The sequence below is a fragment of the Enterobacter sp. FUJ80071 genome, assembly GCF_038739915.1.
Classification (GTDB): domain Bacteria; phylum Pseudomonadota; class Gammaproteobacteria; order Enterobacterales; family Enterobacteriaceae; genus Enterobacter; species Enterobacter kobei.
In genome coordinates this window covers 388,479-411,235 of record NZ_JBBXKH010000001.1, presented here as the reverse complement: position 1 = coordinate 411,235, position 22,757 = coordinate 388,479, and the positions used below count along the sequence as shown (strand labels likewise).

17 protein-coding genes and 3 tRNA genes are annotated in these 22,757 nt (G+C 55.5%); 6 read left to right on the top strand and 14 right to left on the bottom strand.

All coding sequences use genetic code 11. The annotated features are described in order from the left end of the window. From hflK to nnr, 8 genes are all read right to left on the bottom strand, one after another. Positions 1-1,260: an FtsH protease activity modulator HflK gene (hflK, locus tag AAER43_RS01925; RefSeq protein WP_014882229.1), complete on the bottom strand. Its 1,260-nt coding sequence runs from the start codon at positions 1,258-1,260 to the stop codon at positions 1-3. Between the two features lie 56 nt (positions 1,261-1,316). After that, a complete protein-coding gene (gene hflX / locus AAER43_RS01920; RefSeq protein ID WP_023331851.1) occupies positions 1,317-2,597 on the bottom strand; it encodes a ribosome rescue GTPase HflX in 1,281 nt (426 codons plus the stop codon). 73 nt (positions 2,598-2,670) lie between these two features. Beyond that, positions 2,671-2,982 (bottom strand): RNA chaperone Hfq, encoded by a 312-nt coding sequence (gene hfq / locus AAER43_RS01915; protein ID WP_008502919.1) that lies wholly within the window; start codon positions 2,980-2,982, stop codon positions 2,671-2,673. A gap of 85 nt (positions 2,983-3,067) precedes the next feature. Continuing rightward, positions 3,068-4,018, bottom strand: a complete 951-nt coding sequence (gene miaA / locus AAER43_RS01910; RefSeq protein ID WP_032629682.1) for a tRNA (adenosine(37)-N6)-dimethylallyltransferase MiaA — start codon at positions 4,016-4,018, stop codon at positions 3,068-3,070. Further along, complete coding sequence (mutL, locus tag AAER43_RS01905; protein WP_050861791.1) at positions 4,011-5,855, bottom strand: DNA mismatch repair endonuclease MutL; 1,845 nt, start codon at positions 5,853-5,855, stop codon at positions 4,011-4,013. Before mutL ends, miaA begins: the two co-directional genes overlap by 8 nt. A gap of 9 nt (positions 5,856-5,864) precedes the next feature. Further along, entirely contained in the window at positions 5,865-7,202 is a 1,338-nt protein-coding gene (gene amiB / locus AAER43_RS01900) for an N-acetylmuramoyl-L-alanine amidase AmiB (protein WP_045134425.1), read from the bottom strand. A 16-nt stretch (positions 7,203-7,218) separates the two neighbouring features. Continuing rightward, positions 7,219-7,680 carry a tRNA (adenosine(37)-N6)-threonylcarbamoyltransferase complex ATPase subunit type 1 TsaE gene (gene tsaE / locus AAER43_RS01895; RefSeq protein ID WP_014882224.1) on the bottom strand — a complete coding sequence of 154 codons (462 nt, stop codon included), beginning with the start codon at positions 7,678-7,680 and terminating at the stop codon, positions 7,219-7,221. Continuing rightward, positions 7,673-9,196: a bifunctional ADP-dependent NAD(P)H-hydrate dehydratase/NAD(P)H-hydrate epimerase gene (gene nnr / locus AAER43_RS01890; protein ID WP_050861790.1), complete on the bottom strand. Its 1,524-nt coding sequence runs from the start codon at positions 9,194-9,196 to the stop codon at positions 7,673-7,675. Before nnr ends, tsaE begins: the two co-directional genes overlap by 8 nt. Here nnr and queG point away from each other — a divergent pair. Continuing rightward, positions 9,195-10,334: a tRNA epoxyqueuosine(34) reductase QueG gene (gene queG / locus AAER43_RS01885; protein ID WP_032637694.1), complete on the top strand. Its 1,140-nt coding sequence runs from the start codon at positions 9,195-9,197 to the stop codon at positions 10,332-10,334. The genes nnr and queG overlap by 2 nt on opposite strands. Before the next feature lie 270 nt (positions 10,335-10,604). On the opposite strand, the gene AAER43_RS01880 is transcribed toward queG, so the two are convergent. The 4 genes from AAER43_RS01880 to orn all read right to left on the bottom strand — a co-directional run bounded on the left by AAER43_RS01880 (position 10,605) and on the right by orn (position 11,647). After that, positions 10,605-10,680: transfer RNA gene (locus AAER43_RS01880), tRNA-Gly, on the bottom strand. A 36-nt stretch (positions 10,681-10,716) separates the two neighbouring features. After that, a tRNA-Gly gene (locus AAER43_RS01875) sits at positions 10,717-10,792 on the bottom strand. Positions 10,793-10,829: 37 nt separating this feature from the next. Then, a tRNA-Gly gene (locus tag AAER43_RS01870) sits at positions 10,830-10,905 on the bottom strand. Positions 10,906-11,101: 196 nt separating this feature from the next. Further along, positions 11,102-11,647 carry an oligoribonuclease gene (gene orn / locus AAER43_RS01865; protein ID WP_014882221.1) on the bottom strand — a complete coding sequence of 182 codons (546 nt, stop codon included), beginning with the start codon at positions 11,645-11,647 and terminating at the stop codon, positions 11,102-11,104. Between the two features lie 107 nt (positions 11,648-11,754). Between orn and rsgA the strand changes: the two genes are divergently transcribed. From rsgA to mscM, 3 genes are all read left to right on the top strand, one after another. Further along, entirely contained in the window at positions 11,755-12,807 is a 1,053-nt protein-coding gene (gene rsgA / locus AAER43_RS01860) for a small ribosomal subunit biogenesis GTPase RsgA (protein WP_014882220.1), read from the top strand. A gap of 97 nt (positions 12,808-12,904) precedes the next feature. Then, entirely contained in the window at positions 12,905-13,873 is a 969-nt protein-coding gene (gene asd / locus AAER43_RS01855; protein ID WP_023331845.1) for an archaetidylserine decarboxylase, read from the top strand. A gap of 19 nt (positions 13,874-13,892) precedes the next feature. After that, entirely contained in the window at positions 13,893-17,216 is a 3,324-nt protein-coding gene (gene mscM / locus AAER43_RS01850) for a miniconductance mechanosensitive channel MscM (RefSeq protein WP_023331844.1), read from the top strand. 36 nt (positions 17,217-17,252) lie between these two features. Here mscM and yjeM read toward each other — a convergent pair whose 3' ends face one another. Further along, positions 17,253-18,752 carry a glutamate/gamma-aminobutyrate family transporter YjeM gene (gene yjeM, locus AAER43_RS01845; RefSeq protein ID WP_023336678.1) on the bottom strand — a complete coding sequence of 500 codons (1,500 nt, stop codon included), beginning with the start codon at positions 18,750-18,752 and terminating at the stop codon, positions 17,253-17,255. A 198-nt stretch (positions 18,753-18,950) separates the two neighbouring features. Beyond that, complete coding sequence (gene epmA / locus AAER43_RS01840) at positions 18,951-19,928, bottom strand: elongation factor P--(R)-beta-lysine ligase (protein WP_014882216.1); 978 nt, start codon at positions 19,926-19,928, stop codon at positions 18,951-18,953. Between the two features lie 310 nt (positions 19,929-20,238). Here epmA and frdA point away from each other — a divergent pair, with 310 nt between their 5' ends. After that, positions 20,239-22,029 carry a fumarate reductase (quinol) flavoprotein subunit gene (gene frdA / locus AAER43_RS01835; protein ID WP_014882215.1) on the top strand — a complete coding sequence of 597 codons (1,791 nt, stop codon included), beginning with the start codon at positions 20,239-20,241 and terminating at the stop codon, positions 22,027-22,029. Next, positions 22,022-22,756 (top strand): fumarate reductase iron-sulfur protein, encoded by a 735-nt coding sequence (gene frdB / locus AAER43_RS01830; protein ID WP_014882214.1) that lies wholly within the window; start codon positions 22,022-22,024, stop codon positions 22,754-22,756. The genes frdA and frdB overlap by 8 nt, the downstream gene beginning before the upstream one ends. Position 22,757: the final 1 nt, after the last annotated feature.

Below are 22,757 nucleotides of genomic sequence, written 5' to 3'. Positions count from 1 at the left end.
TTATTCCCCCTGACGCTGGTAGTCGTTACGCTGCGCGTTAGCACGGCGTTGGTCCATAATGTCACCATCGTTCGAAGAAGGCGTTGTGTTCGCGCTGGCGCTGCCCGATGACGCTGGCGGCAGACGCAGCAGGTTGTTCGCTCCGCTGGTGTCTTTCGCGGCCGGTGCAGAACCGCCCTTCAGCATCTGATCCAGCGGCAGCACCATCAGGTTTCCACCTTTGCTGTCGTTAACCAACACTTTGCGGGTATGGCTCAGCACTTTTTCCATGGTCTCGATATAGAGACGCTCACGGGTAATTTCTGGCGCTGCTTTATATTCCGGCAGAATCTTCGCGAAGCGAGCCACTTCACCCTGTGCTTCCAGGATGGTCTGCGTCTTATACGCGCGTGCTTCTTCCAGAATACGCTGCGCCTGACCGTTAGCACGTGGCTGAACTTCGTTGGTGTACGCTTCCGCTTCACGGATGTACTGCTGTTCGTTTTCACGGGCAGCAATTGCATCATCAAATGCGGCCTTCACCTCTTCCGGCGGACGAGCAGCCTGGAAGTTAACGTCCAGCAGGGTGATACCCATGTTGTACGGACGAATGGTCTCCTCCAGCTCGCGCTGGGTATCGCTACGAATAACGGTACGACCTTCGGTCAGAATGCGGTCCATGGTGTATTTACCAATCACACCACGCAGGGCACTGTCAGTCGCCTGACGCAGGCTGTCATCGGCGCTGGTTACGCTAAACAGATAACGTTCAGGATCGGTCACGCGGTACTGGACGTTCATCTCAACGCGTACCACGTTCTCATCAGACGTCAGCATCACGCCAGAGGCGGCCAGTTCACGGACGGACTCCACGTTTACCGCTGTCACGTCGTCAATGAAGGTAGGCTTCCAGTTCAGGCCCGGCTCAACCAGATGGCTGAACTTACCGAAACGGGTGACCACGCCGCGTTCTGCTTCTTTAATGGTGTAGAACCCGCTGGCTGCCCAGATGATTACCACCGCAGCGGCCACAATGCCCACTACGCGGCCCCCCATTGGCGGGCGCGGACTCTGAGTGGAATTACCCCCTGAGCCAGAACCTTTTCCTCCGCCCAGGCCACCAAGCTTTTTGCTCAGCTTGCGGAAGATATCATCCAGATCCGGCGGCCCCTGCTCGCGACCACCTTTATTGCCATTTCCCCCAGAGTTGCCGCCTTGATTATTGCTGCTTCCCCACGGGTCGCGGTCTTGTCCGTTATTACCGGGCTGATTCCACGCCATGTATATGCTCCATATTTGTTATGCAAGGGCGAATTTTTCAGGCTTCCCCTTTCTGATCAGACGATATAGTCCGCCAGCGCAGGTTCTTGTTTACAGAGGCGACGCCAGTCAACGATCGGCATACGCACCTGCATCCCCACGCTGCCGTCATCCTCCATCCACTCTTTTTCTATCGCCTGAAGCTGATAAAACCGGCTGCGCAGCCTGCCTTCCTGTGGCGGCAGGCGCAGCGTGTGCTGCGCTACCTCACCGGAAAGACGTTCTGTCAAAGCCTGGAAAAGCAGTGGCACACCAATACCGGCCTGAGCAGAAAGCCAGACCCGAATCGGTTTGTTCTCTTCATCTCGGTCGATACGCGGTTCGAAATCCTCCAGCATATCGATCTTGTTCATCACCAACAGCGTGGGAATTTCGTGGGCATCAATCTCTTCCAGCACCACGTTCACCGCGTCGATGTTCTCCTGCACGCGTACGTCAGCCGCATCAATCACGTGCAGCAGCAGGGTCGCCTGTCGCGTCTCCTGCAACGTCGCTTTAAACGCCGCCACCAGATCGTGTGGCAAATGGCGGATAAACCCTACGGTATCCGCCAGCACCGTTTCACCCACGTCTGCTACGTCAATACGACGCAGCGTAGGGTCCAGGGTCGCAAACAGCTGGTCTGCGGCATAAACCTGGGCCTCGGTTATCTGGTTAAACAGGGTGGATTTACCGGCGTTGGTATAACCCACCAGCGACACGGTCGGGATGTCAGCTTTGGTTCGCGCCCGACGCCCCTGTTCACGCTGTTTCTCTACACGTTCCAGACGCGAGAGGATCTGGGTAATACGGCCACGCAGTAAACGACGGTCGGTTTCGAGCTGGGTTTCACCCGGACCGCGCAAACCGATCCCGCCTTTTTGTCTTTCAAGGTGGGTCCAGCCACGCACCAGACGCGTCGCCAGATGGCGCAGCTGTGCAAGCTCAACCTGCAATTTCCCTTCATGGGTACGTGCACGCTGAGCAAAAATGTCTAAAATCAATCCCGTGCGGTCGATCACACGGCATTCGCAGAGAGCTTCCAGGTTGCGCTCCTGGGCTGGAGACAGCGCATGATCAAACAACACGACTGACGCGCCGGTTGCTTTTACGGCATCCGCAATTTCTACTGCTTTACCTTCACCAACAAAATACTTTGGGTGCGGCGCTTTACGGCTACCGGTAATCACCTGCATTGCTTCGACACCGGCGGAAGAGACCAGAGATTCAAACTCCTGGAGATCTTCCATATCTTTGTCTTGCGAAAAATAGATGTGTACCAGCACCGCCTGCTCACCGGCATCATAACGGTCAAACAAGCGTAAACCTCTCTAAAAAGATCAGCGGGGAACGCAGGATCCCTGGCTCCCCGTGTGGATAACAGCTGAAACCTTATTCGGTTTCGTCGCTGTCCTGCGCTGGCGTTGAAGAACCCTGCGCGTTGCTGCCATGATGGTAGTTACTGCCAGTGCCGCCGCCAGCGTTATTGCTGTGATGAGAGACTGGACGGGACGGAACAACAGTAGAGATAGCGTGCTTGTAGACCATCTGACTGACCGTGTTTTTCAACAGGATCACAAACTGATCGAAAGACTCAATCTGACCTTGCAGCTTAATACCATTCACCAAATAAATAGAAACTGGAACACGTTCCCGACGCAATGCGTTCAGGAACGGATCTTGTAAAGATTGCCCCTTAGCCATTCTATCTTTTCCTTATATGCTTGTTTTGTACTTAGAACCTTGCGATTCTGAAAAATTGCGCACGATACGTCTCAATTGTACACATTCAGTGGGCGATATCACCAACAACCTCAATCACCTCGTTTAACGCCTGTTGCGGTTTTTCACTGTCTAACCAGTGAACTCCCTCCCAACCGCGCAACCAGGTGATCTGGCGCTTCGCTAACTGTCTCGTGGCGCAAACACCTCGATAAACCATTTCATCGTATGAAATCTCACCTTCAAGATACGACCACATCTGGCGGTATCCCACACAACGAACGGAAGGCATATCCGTATGCAAATCTCCACGGGCAAATAGCGCCCGCACTTCTGCTTCAAAATCTGAAGCTAACATCTGATGAAAACGCTGCTCAATTCGTTGATGGAGCAGTTCACGGCTCGCCGGGGCGATGGCGAACTGATGCACCTGATACGGCAGAGCGTCTCCTGACGTTTGCGTCAGTTCCGTTAAAGTTTTACCCGAAATGAAAAAAACTTCCAGTGCCCGGGAAAGCCTTTGCGGATCATTTGGATGGATTCGCGCTGCCGCAACCGGGTCAATCTCTGCCAGTTGCTTATGCAACACGTCCCATCCCTGCTCTGCCGCCTGTTGCTCAATCTTTGCTCTCACGTCAGGATCTGCGGAAGGTAAAGGTGATAATCCTTCCAGCAGCGCCTTAAAGTAGAGCATGGTGCCGCCAACCAACAGCGGTATACGTCCTGCCGCCGTAATCTCGGCCATCTCGGCTAAGGCATCCCGGCGGAAATCCGCTGCGGAGTAAGCCTCTGCCGGGTCGAGAATATCCAGCAAACGGTGCGGTGCCGCACGCAGTTCTTCTGCGCCAGGCTTCGCCGTACCAATGTCCATCCCCCGATAGATGAGGGCGGAATCAACGCTAATCAACTCTACAGGCAAAACTTTGCGTAACTCAATAGCTAACGCCGTTTTGCCGGAGGCCGTTGGGCCCATTAAAAAAATTGCCTTTGGCAGGCTCGCCTTACTTACGTCAGTCATGTTTCAGGGCGGTCATCGCCGTTTTCAAATCAACAGGTTGTAATAACCCACCCGGCGGCGCTTTCACCAGCTGTGGGCAGAGGCGTTCGACCTCCGCCAGCACGGTAATCGCCTGCGCCATACTCCACGGTGTATGTTCGCTGGCCAGATGGCGAGCGATCCACTGCGCGGTGTTGGCGGCCTCAAACGATGTTTGCTGCGCCAGGTAGCCTATCAGTTCAGGAATCAAGTTTTGTAAATTTTGTTGGCGTAAGGGTAAAGGCACTGCGCGAATTGTCACATGTTGTGGTTCGAGCACCATTTCAATGCCCATTTGCGTCAGTAGGGCCTCTGTACGCTGCAATACCCGTGTTTCTTCAGCGGATATTTTCAGACGAACCGGGATCAATAACGGCTGCGCACAGGCCGCATTTTCCCCTGGCGTCAGTTGCGCCTGTTTGAGCCAGCGTTCGGCAACCGGTAACGCCAGAAGCTGCAATTTGCCGTCGCGTTCTAGCAATGCCATATCCGGCGCGATAATCGTCAGCACTCGCCCGAAACTCTGGCTGTGCCCTTCAAGGGACGGTGTCGCCACTGCAACGTGATCTTTGCGCTCAACAGCAGGCGTTTCCAGCAACTTACGGTACAACGCCCCCTGCTGCTTTTGATAGCCGGGTTGAGCGTTCGGATAGTTTGCTCCCGTCGGACGCGTCGTGCTCGCACCAGTTGAGAATCGAGGCGTTTCCGGCTCTCGCGCGACAGCGGGCTGCGCAAAATGGTTGCGGCCCGCAGCGACACGGTTTTCCGGGATGGGACGCGGTGAGGAATCGTCTTTTTCCAGCGGCAATGCAGGCTCAACCTGCTGTTGCAATACGCTCAGCACGCCCTGATAGATAAAATCATGCACCAGACGCGACTGATGGAAGCGCACCTCATGCTTGGCGGGGTGGACGTTAACATCGACCTGATGCGGGTCGATCTCCAGATAAAGCACAAAAGCCGGTTGCTGATCGGCCCCAAGCTTGTCTTCACAGGCCTGACGAATGGCGTGGTTAATGAGGCGGTCGCGCATCATGCGGCCATTCACGTAGCAATACTGAATTTCAGAGAAAGCCGCACTGCTGGCGTTCGGGTCGGCCACCCAGCCACGTAACGCGAGATCGCCATGCTGCCACTCTATCGCCAGCGCCTGTTCCAGAAATGGCGTTCCGCAGATAGCCCCTAAACGGCGCTCTTTCTGCCCGCCTTCCGCCACCGCGCGATACTGGCGCATCACCTTGCCGTTATGGCTGAGATTAATGGTGACGTCAAAACGCGCCAGCGCGATACGACGAATGATCTCGTCGATATGGCCGAATTCGGTTTTTTCGGTACGCATAAACTTGCGTCGGGCGGGGGTGTTGTAGAACAGATCCAGCACTTCCAGCGTGGTACCGACAGGATGCGCCGCGGGTTTAACCGTCACATCCATGTCGCGTCCTTCGGCGTATGCCTGCCAGGCTTCCTGCTGTTCAGCGGTACGAGAGGTCAACGTCAGGCGGGAAACCGAACTAATACTGGCGAGCGCCTCGCCGCGAAAGCCGAGGCTGATTATTGCTTCAAGATCGTCCAGAGAGGCAATTTTACTGGTGGCATGACGCGCCAGCGCCAGCGCCAGCTCGTCTTTTTTTATCCCACAGCCGTTATCGCGAATGCGGATAAGCTTCGCCCCGCCGCGTTCGATATCAATATCAATGCGGGTAGCTCCCGCATCGAGGCTGTTTTCCACCAGTTCCTTCACCACCGATGCAGGACGTTCCACCACCTCACCGGCGGCGATTTGGTTCGCAAGCTGCGGCGGTAGAACCTGAATCGGCATGTTGTCTCCTTAGTTGGTCGCGGTCATCCCACCCGGCAGTGAAGCGTTGGCCACCTGGCCTGCTCCGCCCGACGGCGCGGACTGCAGCGGGTGCGCGTCAAAGTATTTACGCAGACCGTTATAAATCGCTTCGGCAATTTGCTGCTGATAGCTGTCGCTTCCCAGCAGGCGCTCTTCGGCGTTGTTGCTGATAAAGCCGGTCTCGACCAGAATTGACGGAATATCCGGCGAACGCAGCACGCCCAGGCTCGCATGTTCCGGGCGACGCTTGTGCAATGCCCCGATGCCCTGCAGCTGATTCAACACGTTAGTGGCGACATCATACCCGACGCGCTGGGAATGACCGAACTGTAAATCCAGTACCGCCTGGCTGAGGTACGGGTCTGACTGACTGTTTGCCAGCACATCACCCGCACCGCCCAGCAGTTCTGACTGTTTCTCATGCTCTTCCAGCCAGTTTGCCATCTCGCTGTTTGCCCGGCGGTTTGACAGCACCCACACAGACGCGCCCGTGGCACTGCGGTTTGGCGCAGCATCCGCATGAATAGAGACCAGGAAATTGGCATTTTGCTTACGCGCCACGTCCGAGCGCCCCATAACGGAAATAAAATAGTCGCCGTCGCGGGTCAACACGCCTTTAAACATAGGATCGTCATTCAGCAGCGCGCGCAGCTTACGGGCAATGGCAATTGTGACGTTTTTCTCCCGCGTGCCGCCCGGGCCAATCGCACCAGGATCCTGACCACCGTGTCCGGCATCAATGGCGATAATCACTTTATCACCGCTGACCGCGCGGCGCGCACTTGCCGCCGGACGCGTTACCGTATTGCTGCTGGTTGCTGCGGTAATGCGATCGTTCTGCGATTTAAACGGATTACGCGCGGGTTCCGATGGACGCGGAGTATACACAGGCTCCTCCACGCGTTTCGCGACAACCGGCGGAGGCGGAGGCGGCGGCGGAACGTCGGCATTGATGGTAAAAACTACCGTATAGTTCGCGCCGTTTTGCTGCTTCACCGCTTTCGTTTTGCCCTTTTCGGTGAGATCCACCACCAGGCGCAATGACTGGCTGTCCTGCGGGTTACCCGAGCGGATACTTTTCACCAGGTTGTTACCGCTGAACCGAAGCGGGAGCCCCTGAATCACCCCGGTCTGTTTGATATCCAGCGCCACGCTGTGGCTGTCTGGCTGTGAAAAAGCGTATTCAGGGTCACCCATAAAGCTAAACGTGATCCGGGCCTGGCTTTCGCCGTTCGACACCTGAATATCCGAAAGGCTTGCCGCCCCGGCCTGCGCGCACAGCAGCACCGAAGCAGCTAACAGCCAACCTTTAACGCGATTTTTCATCCCGTCATCCCTACGCTTAACCGGCGAGACGCGCCAGTAAGGAACACCCTGATGAGGAAACCGCACTGATGCGAGCCTCACGCCCTTGTGCCTGGTAATCTATGTGAATTTCGACATCCGGGTCAGGTAACACACCCGCACCTTGTTGCGGCCACTCCACCAGGCAGATGGCATCATTGGCAAAATAATCACGGATCCCCATAAATTCCAGCTCCTCAGGATCCGCAAGGCGATATAAATCAAAGTGGTACACCATGAGATTGTCGAGGGTGTACGGCTCGACGAGCGTGTAGGTTGGGCTTTTCACATTCCCGTTATGCCCTAACGCCTGCAAAAAACCCCGGCTGAAAGTGGTTTTACCCGCCCCCAAATCACCATACAGATAAATGACGGTTGCCCCCTGACAGGCCTGCGCCACGCGCTTGCCGAGATCTAAAGTGGCTTGTTCATCAGGTAAAGGAATCGCTCGATTAGTCATTTTCTACGTCAATCACATCCGGGTTAACAACACGCCGTAGCGTGCAAAAAAGATCGGTGGCCAGCATACCGCGTGTTCCATATCGCGCCGCCAGTTTATCTGCCGCGACACCGTGGGCCACGCAGCCCGCACAGGCTGCATCATAAAGGGGAAGTTTCTGTCCAAGCAATGCGCCGATGATACCGGAAAGCACGTCGCCCATACCGCCGCTCGCCATGCCCGCATTTCCGGCATCAATAATGCCCAGCGCCTCGTCACTGGCAACGACGGTTCCTGCCCCTTTCAAAACGGCAACACCTCCGTAACGTTTTACCAGACGCTGAGCAGAAAGTAAGCGATCGCTTTCAATTTCTGCGACGCTGCAGTTAAGCAGGCGCGCGGCTTCGCCGGGGTGTGGCGTCAGGATGCGATTGTGACGCTTATCCGGGTTTATTGCCAGAAGGTTAAGCGCGTCGGCATCCCACAGCATCGGTTTACGAAAATTCTCGACTTTTTGCAGGGCCTGTTTACCCCATCCCTGTTGCCCAAGCCCTGGGCCAATGACCACGACATCCGCCCATTCGAGGCTTTCCTCAAGCGTCTGGGGCGTAAGCTCATGCACCATCAGCTCCGGTCGGGCTGTGATTAGCGGTGCAATGTTCTCAATACGAGTGAGAATTCGCACTAAACCAGCACCGCTGCGTAATGCTGCCTCGCCGGTCATGCGAATCGCCCCTGCCGTACCGCGATCGCCACCAATAATCACCAGCCTGCCGTGGTCGCCCTTATGGGATGTCGGACGGCGTGGCGGAAACCACTCAGTCAGCTGCGATGCATCAAAACGAGCGATGCGCATTTCCTGCCCGGCTAGCCAGCCCTCCAGTCCGAGCGCGTTATGATGTAATACGCCGACCACATCCCGTGCTTTACCGGTTAACAGACCCGGCTTCAAAGCAATGAAGGTCACGGTGTGCGCAGCCTGGATGACGGCGCCAGGCGTCGCGCCGGTTTGCGCGTTCAGGCCTGAAGGGATATCCAGCGCCACTACCGGGGCGCAATGTCTGTTGGCGTGTTCAATCAGCGCGGCAATATTCTCGCGGGGAGCACTGCGCAGCCCGGTACCCAGCAGACCATCAATAATCAGATCGACATCCTCCGGCCAGACGATATCAGGCGCATGAATCACACCGCCGGCATTCAGCCATGCCTCCCGTGCTGCGCTGGCCTCTTCTGGCAAGGGCTTATCACTTTCCAGCGCCAGCAGCGTAACGCGAATACCGGCAGCTACCGCAAGACGGGCAATGACGTAGCCGTCCCCGCCGTTATTGCCGTGTCCGCACAAAATCAGCCAGTGAGTGGATTGCGGCCAGGCGCTGCGGGCAACGGTAAATGCTGCCTCTCCCGCACGCTGCATCAGTTCATAAAGGGTGATCCCGAGGCTATCTGCAGCCTCTTTTTCGGCGCGCCGGAGGTCATCCGCATGCCAGATGGAATGTGGTATACTTGCGGGGTTTTTCTTCACTGTATGGTCCGTCATGTCACAGCCCCTCGATCTCAATGAGTTAGCGCAAAAAATAAAACAGTGGGGTGCTGAGCTTGGCTTCCAGAAGGTGGGTATTACCGACACCGACCTCTCCGCCAGCGAGCCAAAACTTCAGGCCTGGCTGGACAAACAATACCACGGCGAAATGGAGTGGATGGCGCGTCACGGCATGATGCGTGCCCGCCCACACGAGCTTTTACCGGGTACCTTGCGCGTCATCAGCGTGCGCATGAACTATCTGCCTGCCAACGCGGCTTTTGCGCGCACGCTAAAAAATCCCTCTCTGGGTTACGTCAGCCGGTACGCCCTGGGGCGTGATTACCATAAGCTTCTGCGTAACCGTTTAAAAAAACTCGGGGAAACTATTCAGCAGCACTGTGTTTCGCTGAATTTTAGACCCTTTGTTGATTCCGCGCCTATTCTTGAGCGCCCGATCGCTGAAAAAGCCGGGCTTGGCTGGACAGGTAAGCACTCACTTATCCTTAGCCGTGACGCCGGATCGTTCTTCTTCCTTGGCGAATTGCTGATTGATTTACCGTTACCGATAGACGGCCCGGTGGAGGAAGGCTGTGGCCGCTGCGTGGCCTGCATGACCATCTGCCCGACGGGGGCTATCGTTGAGCCTTATACCGTTGATGCCCGTCGCTGCATCTCCTATCTCACTATCGAACTGGAAGGGGCCATTCCGGAGGAGTTTCGACCACTTATCGGCAACCGCATCTACGGCTGCGATGACTGCCAGCTGATCTGCCCGTGGAACCGTTATTCGCAGCTTACGGATGAAGAGGATTTCAGCCCGCGTAAGGCGCTGCATGCGCCACAACTCATCGAACTGTTCGCCTGGAGCGAACCCTGGTTCCTGAAAGTGACGGAAGGCTCGGCCATTCGTCGTATCGGTCATCTGCGCTGGCTGCGTAATGTTGCCGTCGCGCTGGGTAATGCCCCGTGGGATGAAGCGAACATTCAGGCTCTTGAAAGCCGTAGAGGTGAGCACCCACTTCTTGATGAACACATAGAATGGGCGATTGCGCAGCAGATTGAGAAGCGTAATGCCTGTGTGGTTGAGGTGCAGCTTCCGAAAAAACAGCGGCTGGTCAGGGTCATCGAAAAAGGACTTACGCGGGATGCGTGAACTATTCACAGCCTGTGTATAAAAATAAAAACTCAAGCGCCATCTGGGCTTGAGAAGAGGTCAAGTGATCTCAATAACATTTTGAAATCAAATTTTCTTCAATTTATACAATCACTTGGAAGGATATTATTCACCCTGCTAACTTTCTGAACAGTCAGGATTAAAGACGAAATCTGTGGATAACTCTGTTCACAAGAGTATTTCAGAAGAAATAGAAAACGTCCCCAACGACTCTTTTCGCTGTGGATACTTTAGATATGAAGAAGAATTTGGAGCGGGAAACGAGACTCGAACTCGCGACCCCGACCTTGGCAAGGTCGTGCTCTACCAACTGAGCTATTCCCGCTTGGGTGGTCCGTGCTCTGAAAGCACTTTCAAATTTTGGAGCGGGAAACGAGACTCGAACTCGCGACCCCGACCTTGGCAAGGTCGTGCTCTACCAACTGAGCTATTCCCGCTTGGGCAGTCTGTGCTGTGAAAGCACTTTTCAAATTTTGGAGCGGGAAACGAGACTCGAACTCGCGACCCCGACCTTGGCAAGGTCGTGCTCTACCAACTGAGCTATTCCCGCAAATCTGTACTGCTTTTGTTGCTGTCGTAACGTGTAATTCTCTGTCGTTACGGGAGGCGCATTATACGAGAAATCCTTTTAGCTGCAACCCCCCTTAAAGCGATTTTTTCGAAATTCAGTTCAAATGCTTATTAAATCGGCAAGCTGAACAATTTAACGACAAAAACCCGGCCACGCAAGGCGCCGGATCTCAAAATCACAGCTTAATAAAGTTTTCGCGGTAGTACGCAAGCTCTGCCACAGACTCACGAATATCGTCCATCGCCTGGTGCGTCCCCTGCTTTTTAAAGCCATCAAGGATTTCAGGTTTCCAGCGGCGCGCCAGCTCTTTCAGGGTACTGACATCCAGATAGCGGTAGTGGAAGTAAGACTCCAGCTCCGGCATGTACTTAAACAGGAAACGGCGATCCTGGCCAATGCTATTCCCACAGATAGGCGATTTACCTGCCGGAACCCATTGTTTCAGGAACTCAAGCGTCGCCAGTTCTGCCTCACGATCGCCCAACGTGCTGGCCTTCACGCGATCCACCAGGCCGCTACCGGTGTGGGTGCGCACGTTCCATTCATCCATCAAAGCCAGCTGATCGTCGGACTGATGCACGGCAATCGTCGGCCCTTCGGCCAGAATATTCAGGTTGGCGTCCGTCACCAGAGTTGCAATCTCAATAATGCGATCGCGCTCGGGATCCAGCCCGGTCATTTCGAGATCGATCCAAATCAGGTTGTTTTCATCCGCGCTCATGTTATTTTCCACCCTTCTCGCATAACCGGCAGTAGCAGGTTAACTAGTATTAATTAGAGTGTATCATAGAGGTTTTGCCCCTTACGGGCGACCAGGAGCCAGCGCGATTGAGTAAAAATAAACTCTCCAAAGGGCAGCAGCGCCGCGTAAACGCCAACCACCAGCGCCGTCTTAAAACCACTTCGGAGAAGCCGGATTATGACGATAACCTGTTTGGTGAAGCGACAGAAGGCGTCGTCATCAGCCGTTTCGGTATGCATGCCGATGTGGAATCCGCCGACGGGGATATTCACCGATGCAATATCCGTCGCACCATCCGTTCACTGGTTACCGGCGATCGCGTGGTCTGGCGTCCGGGTAAAGAGGCGGCTGAAGGGGTCACGGTTAAAGGTATCGTTGAAGCTGTGCATGAACGCACGTCGGTGCTCACCCGCCCGGATTTCTACGATGGCGTGAAGCCGATTGCCGCCAACATTAACCAGATCGTTATTGTTTCGGCGATTTTACCTGAGCTTTCGCTCAATATTATCGACCGTTACCTTGTCGCCTGCGAAACGCTGCAGGTTGAGCCGATCATTGTATTAAACAAAATCGATCTGCTGGACGACGACGGGATGGCCTTCGTCAATGAGCAGATGGATATCTATCGCAATATTGGCTATCGCGTCCTGATGGTCTCCAGCCATACCAAAGATGGTCTGAAACCGCTGGAAGAGGCGCTCACCGATCGCATCAGCATCTTTGCGGGCCAGTCCGGCGTGGGCAAATCGAGTCTGCTGAACAATTTGCTTGGCCTCCAGCAGGCGATCCTTACCAATGATGTGTCTGATGTCTCGGGTCTTGGCCAGCACACCACCACCGCATCACGCCTGTATCACTTCCCGCACGGGGGCGATGTCATCGACTCCCCGGGCGTGCGCGAGTTCGGTTTGTGGCATCTTGAACCGGAACAAATCTTCAACGGATTTGTCGAATTCCATGATTATTTAGGCGCTTGCAAGTACCGCGACTGTAAACACGATAACGACCCAGGTTGCGCTATCCGTGAAGCGGTCGAAAAAGGTGAGATTGCGGAGACCCGCTTCGAGAATTACCACCGCATTCTTGAGAGCATGGATCAGGTAAAAACGCGTAAAAACTTTTCTGATTCTGACAACTGACAACTAAGCTAAGCATCGCTAAAATCGTCCCCTTTTTTCAGGTTCCGGCGGCTTACCGCCGGATCAGGAACGACAAAACAATGGCCTGGAGGCTACCTTGTTAAACGCATTTAAACTTTCGCTTCAATACATTCTGCCAAAACTGTGGCTCACTCGCCTGGCGGGCTGGGGCGCAAGCAAACGCGCGGGCTGGCTGACCAAACTGGTCATCGACCTTTTTGTGAAGTATTACAAGGTCGACATGAAAGAGGCACAGAAGCCAGACACCGCCAGCTACCGTACCTTCAACGAGTTTTTTGTACGCCCGCTACGCGATGAAGTGCGTCCGCTGAACACCGACCCTAACGTACTGGTGATGCCCGCTGACGGCGTGATCAGCCAGCTGGGTAATATCGAAGACGACAAAATCCTGCAGGCGAAAGGCCATAACTACAGCCTGGAAGCGCTGCTGGCGGGTAACTACCTGATGGCGGACCTGTTCCGTAACGGTACGTTTGCGACCACCTACCTGTCACCGCGCGACTATCACCGCGTACACATGCCGTGTAACGGTATCCTGCGTGAGATGATCTACGTTCCGGGCGATCTCTTCTCCGTGAACCACCTGACCGCGCAGAACGTACCGAACCTGTTTGCCCGTAACGAACGCGTCATCTGCCTGTTTGATACTGAATTTGGCCCGATGGCGCAAATTCTGGTGGGCGCGACCATTGTCGGCAGTATTGAAACCGTCTGGGCTGGCACCATCACGCCTCCGCGTGAAGGTATCATCAAACGCTGGACGTGGCCTGCTGGTGAAGCGGAAGGCTCTGTCGCCCTGCTGAAAGGTCAGGAGATGGGGCGCTTCAAGCTGGGCTCTACCGTTATCAACCTGTTTGCGCCGGGCAAAGTGAAGCTAGCTGAACAGCTTGAAAGCCTGTCGGTGACCAAACTTGGCCAGCCGCTGGCAGTCTCCACCGAAACTTTTGTGACACCCGATGCAGAACCTGCTCCGCTGTCACAAGAAGAGATCAACGCCGAGCATGACGCCAGCCCGCTGGTTGACGACAAAAAAGACGAAGGCTAACAACAGAAGGATCGCTGACGTGCGCCCGATTATCGTTCTACTGATGGCCTGGTGCCTCAGCATGGGGGCGTACGCAGCGACAGCCCCCGACGCCAAACAGATAAGTCAGGAACTGGAGCAGGCAAAAGCGGCCAAACCCGCTCAGCCAGAGACCGTCGAGTCGCTTCAGTCCGCACTGAACGCGCTTGAAGAGCGGAAAGGCTCTCTTGAGCGCGCTCAGCAATATCAGCAAGTTATCGACAACTTCCCCAAACTCTCGCAAACATTGCGCGCGCAGCTGGCGAATCTGCGTGATGAGCCGCGCGATGTGCCAGCCAACATGACCACGGACGCCCTGAATCAGGAAATCCTGCAGGTCAGCAGCCAGCTTCTGGAGAAGAGCCGTCTGGCTCAGCAGGAGCAAGAGCGTGCACGTGAAATTGCCGACTCCCTCAGCCAGCTCCCGCAGCAGCAAACCGACGCCCGTCGCCAGCTTAATGAAGTTGAGCGCCGCGTGGGTACGCAAACTGGCAACACGCCGCAGGCGCAGGCACAAAATCTTGGCCTGCAGGCGGAATCGGCGCGTCTGAAAGCCCTGGTAGATGAACTGGAACTGGCGCAGCTGTCCGCCAATAACCGCCAGGAGTTGTCGCGGATGCGCTCGGAACTCGCACAAAAGCAGAGCGAGCAGCTGGATGCGTATCTTCAGGCCCTGCGTAATCAGCTTAATAGCCAGCGCCAGCGCGAGGCCGAACGTGCTCTCGAAAGCACCGAACTGCTGGCGGAAAACAGTGCCAACCTGCCAGCGGACATCGTCGATCAGTTTAAGGTCAACCGTGAGCTCTCTGCCGCACTGAATCAGCAGGCGCAGCGTATGGATCTGGTTGCCTCACAGCAACGTCAGGCGACCAATCAAACCCTGCAGGTGCGTCAGGCGCTCAACACCCTGCGCGAACAGTCCCAGTGGCTTGGGTCATCAAACCTGCTGGGCGAGGCGCTGCGTGCCCAGGTTGCGCGTCTGCCGGAAATGCCGAAGCCGCAGCAGCTGGATACCGAGATGGCCCAGCTACGCGTTCAGCGACTGCATTTTGAGGATCTCCTCAATAAGCAGCCGCAAATTCGCCAAATCCGTCAGGCGGATGGCCAGCCCCTGACCAGCGAGCAAAACCGGATTCTGGAAGCTCAGCTGCGTACCCAGCGTGAACTGCTGAACTCCCTGCTGCAGGGCGGCGATACGCTGATTCTGGAGCTGACTAAGCTCAAGGTTTCCAACAGCCAGCTGGAAGATGCGCTGAAAGAGGTCAACGAGGCAACGCACCGTTATCTTTTCTGGACATCCGACGTGCGTCCAATGACCTTCTCATGGCCGATCGAGATCGTGCAGGATTTGCGCCGTCTGATTTCGCTGGACACCGTCAGCCAACTGGGACAGGCCAGCGTGATGATGCTGACCAGCAAAGAGACCATCTTCCCGCTGCTGGGCGCGTTGATTCTGGTGGGATTCAGCATTTACTCACGCAGGCATTTTACCCGTTTCCTGGAGCGTTCCAGCGCACGGGTGGGGAAAGTCACCCAGGACCATTTCTGGCTGACGCTGCGCACCGTGTTTTGGTCGATACTTGTCGCCTCTCCGCTGCCGGTGCTGTGGATGACGCTCGGGTACGGGCTACGGGAAGCCTGGCCCTATCCACTCGCCGTTGCCATTGGCGATGGCGTGACCGCCACGGTACCGCTGCTGTGGGTCGTGATGATCTGCGCCACCCTCGCGCGGCCAAATGGCCTTTTCATTGCCCACTTTGGCTGGCCACGTAACCGCGTTGCGCGCGCCATGCGCTACTACCTGATGAGCATCGGGCTGATTGTGCCGCTGATTATGGCGCTGATCATGTTTGATAATCTCGATGACCGCGAGTTCTCAGGCTCGCTGGGCCGCCTCTGCTTTATGCTGATATGCGGTGCGCTGGCCATTGTCACGCTCAGCCTGAAACGTGCAGGGATACCGCTCTATCTGGATAAATCCGGTAGCGGCGACAACATGTTTAACCGACTGCTCTGGAACCTGCTGCTCAGTGCCCCTCTGATTGCAATGCTGGCTGCAGCAGTGGGATATCTGGCTACCTCGAAGGCGCTACTGGCGCGTCTGGAAACCTCGGTGGCGATCTGGTTCCTGCTTCTGGTGGTGTATCACGTTATCCGCCGCGGAATGCTGATCCAGCGCCGTCGTCTGGCCTTCGACCGCGCCAAGCATCGCCGGGCGGAGATCCTCGCTCAACGTGCGCGAGGTGAGGAAGAGTCAAACCATGTTAACAGCACGGAAGGCACGATAGACGCGGACGAGGTCGAACTGGATCTGGATGCCATCAGTACCCAGTCCCTGCGGCTGGTGCGTTCCATCCTGATGCTGATAGCCCTCCTGTCGGTAATCTTCCTGTGGTCGGAAATTCATTCCGCGTTTGGCTTCCTGGAGAACATCTCTCTGTGGGATGTGACGTCCACGGTGCAGGGCGTGGAAAGCCTGGAGCCGATTACCCTGGGTGCGGTGCTGATTGCCATTCTGGTGCTGATCATCACCACCCAACTGGTGCGTAACTTCCCGGCACTGCTCGAGCTGGCGCTATTGCAGCATCTGGATTTAACCCCCGGCACGGGATATGCGATTACCACCATCACCAAATACCTGATATTGCTTTTTGGTGGGATGGTCGGTTTCTCAATGATTGGTATCGAGTGGTCTAAACTGCAGTGGCTGGTCGCCGCGCTGACGTTTGGCCTGGGTTTTGGCATGCAGGAGATTTTCGCCAACTTTGTGTCCGGCCTGATCATCCTGTTTGAAAAACCGATTCGTATAGGCGATACGGTGACGATTCGCGATCTGACCGGTAGCGTAACGAAGATCAACACTCGCGCCACCACAATCAGTGACTGGGACCGTAAAGAGATCATCGTGCCTAACAAGGCGTTTATCACCGAGCAGTTTATCAACTGGTCGTTGTCAGACTCCGTCACGCGTGTGGTGCTGACAGTGCCGGCACCGTCGGATGCTAACAGTGAAGAAGTCACGCAGATCCTCTATACCGCTGCCGAACGCTGCACGCTGGTGCTCGATAACCCTGCACCGGAAGTGTTCCTGGTCGATTTACAACAGGGGATCCAGATTTTCGAGCTGCGTATCTACGCCGCCGAAATGGGGCACCGAATGCCGCTTCGCCACGAGATCCACCAGCTGATTCTGGCGGGCTTCCGCGAGCACGGAATTGATATGCCGTTCCCACCGTTCCAGATGCGTCTGGAAAGTATGGACGGACGAAAGATGGGTAAAACCCTAACCTCGGCGGCAAGAACCCGCCCGGCAGGAAGTTTGTAACTGTCTCCCCTCCCTTTCGGGAGGGGTATTTTAGCGCTATGCCACTTCCGTGACGAACGCCTGCGAGCGTCGACGGTAATTCTCGTAAATCCCCATCGCCAGCAGCGAGAAGAAGATCGGCCCACCAACCATCCACAACGCGCTGTTCCAGTCATTCGCCTCAACCACGGGCTGTATAACGGTAAAGATGTTGGCAAACGCCACGACCAGCACCACTACCGTGGTCGCCAGCAGCGTTGCCGCGCGGGTTTTGAAGATCACAAACGGACGCTCAAGATCCTGCTTCGCTTTGAAGAACGGGAACGCCAGGGTCAGGAACAGGTAGGGCAGCGTCATCGACACGTTCGCCATCAGGGTCAGCTTGTTGTAAAACGCAGACGCCGTATCGCCACCAAAAGACACCAGCAGAATGAACATACAGACCAGCAGACACTGCATCCACATAGCGTTAGCTGGCATTCCTGCGGTGTTTAGCTGCGTCATGCGTGCTGGCCACAGCGCTTTAGGCGTACCCTGAATGATCGCTTTCAGCGGCGAGTAGATCAGCGTGAAGAATGCGCCGGTATAGGCGAGGAACATCGACAGGCCGGTGATACGCGCAAACCAGACTCCCATTACCGATGCCGCCTCGGGGCTCAGGTTCATCGCCTGCCCCAGGGTCATCCCCAGGCTTTTCATTAGCACATAGGTAATGTTGCCGAGGTTAGTGGTGTTATTGCTCAACACCTGTTGCCAGTTGGTGCTGACGCCCCAGAGGAAAATGGCCAGTGAATAGCCGATGGAAATCACGATAGCGGCAAAAATAATCCCTTTGGCGAAGTTCTTTTCCGGGTTCTCGGTCTTGTCGACCAGCCCGCCTACCGCTTCAATACCACCGTAAGCGAAGATGGCAAACACCACAAAGGAGAGCATAGCCAGCCCGGACTGATAACCCGGATTAGGGGATGAAACAAAATTGACCTCCTGCGCAAAATGCCCGCCGTTCAGGCACAGAATAGCGATACTCACCAGCAGCAGCACCAGGTTCAGACACATCACTGAAATACCACCAACCGCGGTGATACGGGCAATTTTGTTGATGCCTTTCGACGCCACCAGCGTGACCATCACCATCCAGAAGACCGCCAGAATACCGACGACCTGCGTGGAGCTCAGCCCCGCCAGCGACCAGACCTGCGTTTTATCCGTACCAAAAAGAAACGTGGAGAATGGCACCCAGACTTTGGCCGCCGTGCTGACCATCCACACGACGTAGGATGAAAACCACATAAACGTCCCGATAAACGCGTAACGCGGGCCGATACTGTTGTTCATCCACGAATAGATACCGCCCTCTTCTTTTCGGTAAGCCGAGCCCATCTCCGCCATCATTAGCGCAAACGGGATAAAGAAGAACAGAGCAGAAACGATATAAAACGGCGTCGCGCTATAGCCCATCAGATAGAAAGCCGACGGGCTGTTAGCAAAGCCAAAAACTGACGTAAAAATCATCAGTATGAGCCCGGTAAGGGTCATTTTTTTGAGTGAGTGGGACATATAACCATCCGAAGAGGAATTAAACTGCGCGGATGTTAGCAGATGACCAGACAAATATTGTGGCTATACGAAGCAATTTAAGAAAAAGACCCGTGTACACAGAAAATGGCAGTTTTTAATGTTGCCATGACGAAATGGAAAGGATAATTGCCACCAGAAGCGTAGGCCGGGTAAGCGATAGCGCCACCCGGCAATTCTTTACGCGCGATCGACCGTAAAGGCAATCACATCGCCCAGTTGCTCTGCGCCAAGGGCCAGCATTACCAGACGGTCAACACCCAGCGCTACGCCTGAGCAGTCCGGCAGACCGGCTTTTAACGCTTCCAGCAGGTTGTTATCAATTGGCTGCTGCGGCAGACCACGCGCGCCGCGCTTGCGGTTATCCTGCTCAAAACGCTGCTGCTGTTCACGCGCGTCGGTCAGTTCGTGGAAACCGTTCGCCAGCTCAATGCCTTTGTAATAGACCTCAAAACGCTCCGCCACGCGGTGATCTTCAGTGCTGATCTGCGCCAGTGACGCCTGGCTTGCCGGGAAATGGTAAACAAAGGTCGGGCGATCTTTGCCAATCAGTGGTTCAACACCAAAAGTGAACAGCAGTTGCAGCAGCGTGTCGCGATCCTCTTCGGTATCCGCCACGTTGCTCAGATCCAGTTTTGCCGCCACTTCGCGCAGCTGGGCCTTGTCCGCCGACAGCGGATCGATTTCCAGATGGCGCTGGAAAGCCTGCTGATAAGAGAGCGTTTCTGCTTCTGAACACTCCAGTACCTGCTGCAGCAGATCGTCCACCTCATTCATCAGGCGGTACATATCATAATGCGGGCGGTACCACTCCAGCATGGTGAATTCCGGGTTATGGTGACGACCCATCTCTTCATTTCGGAAACTGCGGCACAGCTGATACACCGGACCACACCCCGCCGCCAGCAGGCGTTTCATGTGGTATTCCGGGCTGGTCATCAGATACAGATTCATGCCCTGAGAGTGGCCAGGACCAACAAAACGGGTTTCAAACGGGACCAGATGAATATCCGTCACCGTTGCCTGACTCATGCACGGGGTTTCCACCTCCAGGACGCCGCGGTCGGCAAAGAAACGGCGGATCTCCGTCATAATTGCAGCGCGTTTTAACAGATTTGGGATGGATGCGCTCGGCTGCCAGGTGGCCGTTTCGCTCATGAGTTTTTCTCCGATTTCAGACAAGGGCACGAAGTCTACTCGTTAGCAGGGACAGAGACAAATTTTGCGCAGTAAAAAAGCGCATTTCATTTAGGTTGATTATTTCGTGACGTAATTCATCAATCACCATGATAAATCACCGCACAGAACAGCAAAAAAATCGAACACGTCAAATTTCCCTGACATCTACACGGTTATACTCTTTTACCCATAAAGGAGCAGTGGAAACGCTTTCGCAATCGTCCCTTTGGGCGGGTGAACTACCTTTAGTTTGTCGCGTTGCGAAATAACAAAAATCTGGAGGAATGTCGTGCAAACTTTTCAAGCCGATCTTGCCGTAATTGGCGCTGGCGGGGCTGGATTACGTGCTGCGATTGCTGCAGCGCAGGCTAATCCAAACGCTAAAATCGCACTGATTTCAAAAGTCTATCCGATGCGCAGCCACACGGTTGCCGCAGAAGGAGGGTCCGCCGCCGTTGCGCAGGATCATGACAGCTTTGAATACCATTTCCACGACACGGTTGCAGGGGGCGACTGGCTTTGCGAACAGGATGTCGTTGACTACTTTGTCCACCATTGTCCAACGGAGATGACCCAGCTTGAGCAGTGGGGATGCCCGTGGAGCCGCCGTCCGGACGGCAGCGTCAACGTCCGCCGCTTCGGCGGAATGAAGATTGAACGCACCTGGTTCGCCGCCGATAAGACCGGCTTCCACATGTTGCATACCCTGTTCCAGACCTCCCTTCAGTTCCCACAAATTCAGCGCTTTGATGAACATTTCGTCCTCGATATCCTGGTTGATGACGGGCATGCGCGCGGCCTGGTGGCAATGAACATGATGGAAGGCACGCTCGTTCAGATCCGCGCTAACGCGGTGGTGATGGCAACGGGCGGCGCGGGACGCGTGTACCGCTACAACACCAACGGCGGCATCGTTACCGGTGACGGAATGGGCATGGCGCTCAGCCACGGCGTGCCGCTGCGTGATATGGAGTTTGTGCAGTATCACCCAACCGGTCTGCCAGGGTCCGGCATTTTGATGACGGAAGGCTGCCGCGGTGAAGGCGGTATTCTGGTCAACAAAAACGGCTACCGCTATCTGCAGGATTACGGTATGGGTCCGGAAACGCCGCTTGGTGAGCCGAAGAACAAATACATGGAACTCGGCCCGCGCGACAAAGTTTCTCAGGCCTTCTGGCACGAGTGGCGCAAAGGCAACACCATCTCAACGCCGCGCGGCGACGTGGTTTACCTTGACCTGCGTCACCTGGGCGAGAAGAAACTGCTGGAACGTCTGCCGTTTATCTGTGAGCTGGCGAAAGCCTATGTGGGCGTCGACCCGGTGAAAGAGCCGATTCCGGTTCGCCCAACTGCACACTACACCATGGGCGGTATCGAAACCGATCAGCAGTGCGAAACCCGCATTCAGGGCCTGTTTGCGGTGGGCGAATGTTCCTCTGTGGGTCTGCACGGCGCCAACCGTCTGGGATCTAACTCGCTGGCAGAGCTGGTGGTCTTTGGCCGCATGGCGGGCGAACGCGCAATGGAGCGTGCCGCAACCGCAGGCGAAGCTAACGGTGCCGCGCTGGATGCGCAGGTCGCAGACGTTGAAAAACGCCTGAAAGACCTGGTGAACCAGGAAGGTAACGAGAACTGGTCGAAGATCCGCGATGAAATGGGTCTGTCGATGGAAGAAGGCTGCGGTATCTACCGTACCCCTGAGCTGATGCAGAAAACCGTCGACAAGCTGGCGGAGCTGCAGGAGCGCTTCAAGCGCGTGCGCATTACCGACACCTCCAGCGTCTTCAATACCGACCTGCTCTATACCATTGAGCTGGGCCACGGCCTGAACGTCGCGGAATGTATGGCGCACTCTGCGCTGGCGCGTAAAGAGTCGCGTGGGGCGCACCAGCGTCTGGACGAAGGCTGCACCGAACGTGACGACGTCAATTTCCTTAAACACACTCTCGCCTGGCGCGATGCGGATGGCACAACGCGCCTGGACTACAGCGACGTGAAAATCACCACGCTGCCGCCGGCTAAACGCGTGTACGGCGCAGAAGCAGAAGCCGCCGAGAAGAAGGAGAAGGCGAATGGCTGAGATGCAAAAACTGAAAGTTGAAGTGGTGCGCTACAATCCGGAAGTGGATACCGCCCCCCACAGCGCTTTCTATGAAGTGCCTTATGACGAGCAAACCTCCCTGCTGGATGCGCTCGGCTATATCAAAGATAACCTGGCACCTGACCTGAGCTACCGCTGGTCCTGCCGCATGGCAATCTGCGGCTCCTGCGGCATGATGGTCAACAAAGTGCCGAAGCTGGCATGCAAAACCTTCCTGCGCGATTACACCAAAGGCATCAAGGTTGAAGCATTGGGTAATTTCCCAATCGAGCGCGATCTGGTGGTCGATATGACGCACTTTATCGAAAGTCTGGAAGCGATTAAGCCGTACATCATTGGCAACCCGCGTACTCCGGATCAGGGACCCAATACCCAGACGCCAGCGCAGATGGCGAAATACCATCAGTTCTCCGGCTGCATCAACTGCGGCCTGTGCTACGCCGCTTGTCCCCAGTTTGGCCTGAACCCTGAGTTCATCGGCCCGGCCGCCATTACCCTGGCGCACCGCTATAACGAAGACAGCCGCGACCACGGTAAAAAAGAACGCATGGCGCAGCTTAACAGCCAGAACGGCGTCTGGACCTGTACCTTTGTGGGTTATTGCTCCGAAGTCTGTCCGAAGCATGTCGACCCGGCCGCCGCAATTCAGCAGGGTAAAGTGGAAAGCTCGAAAGACTTTCTTATCGCTACCCTGAAACCACGCTAAG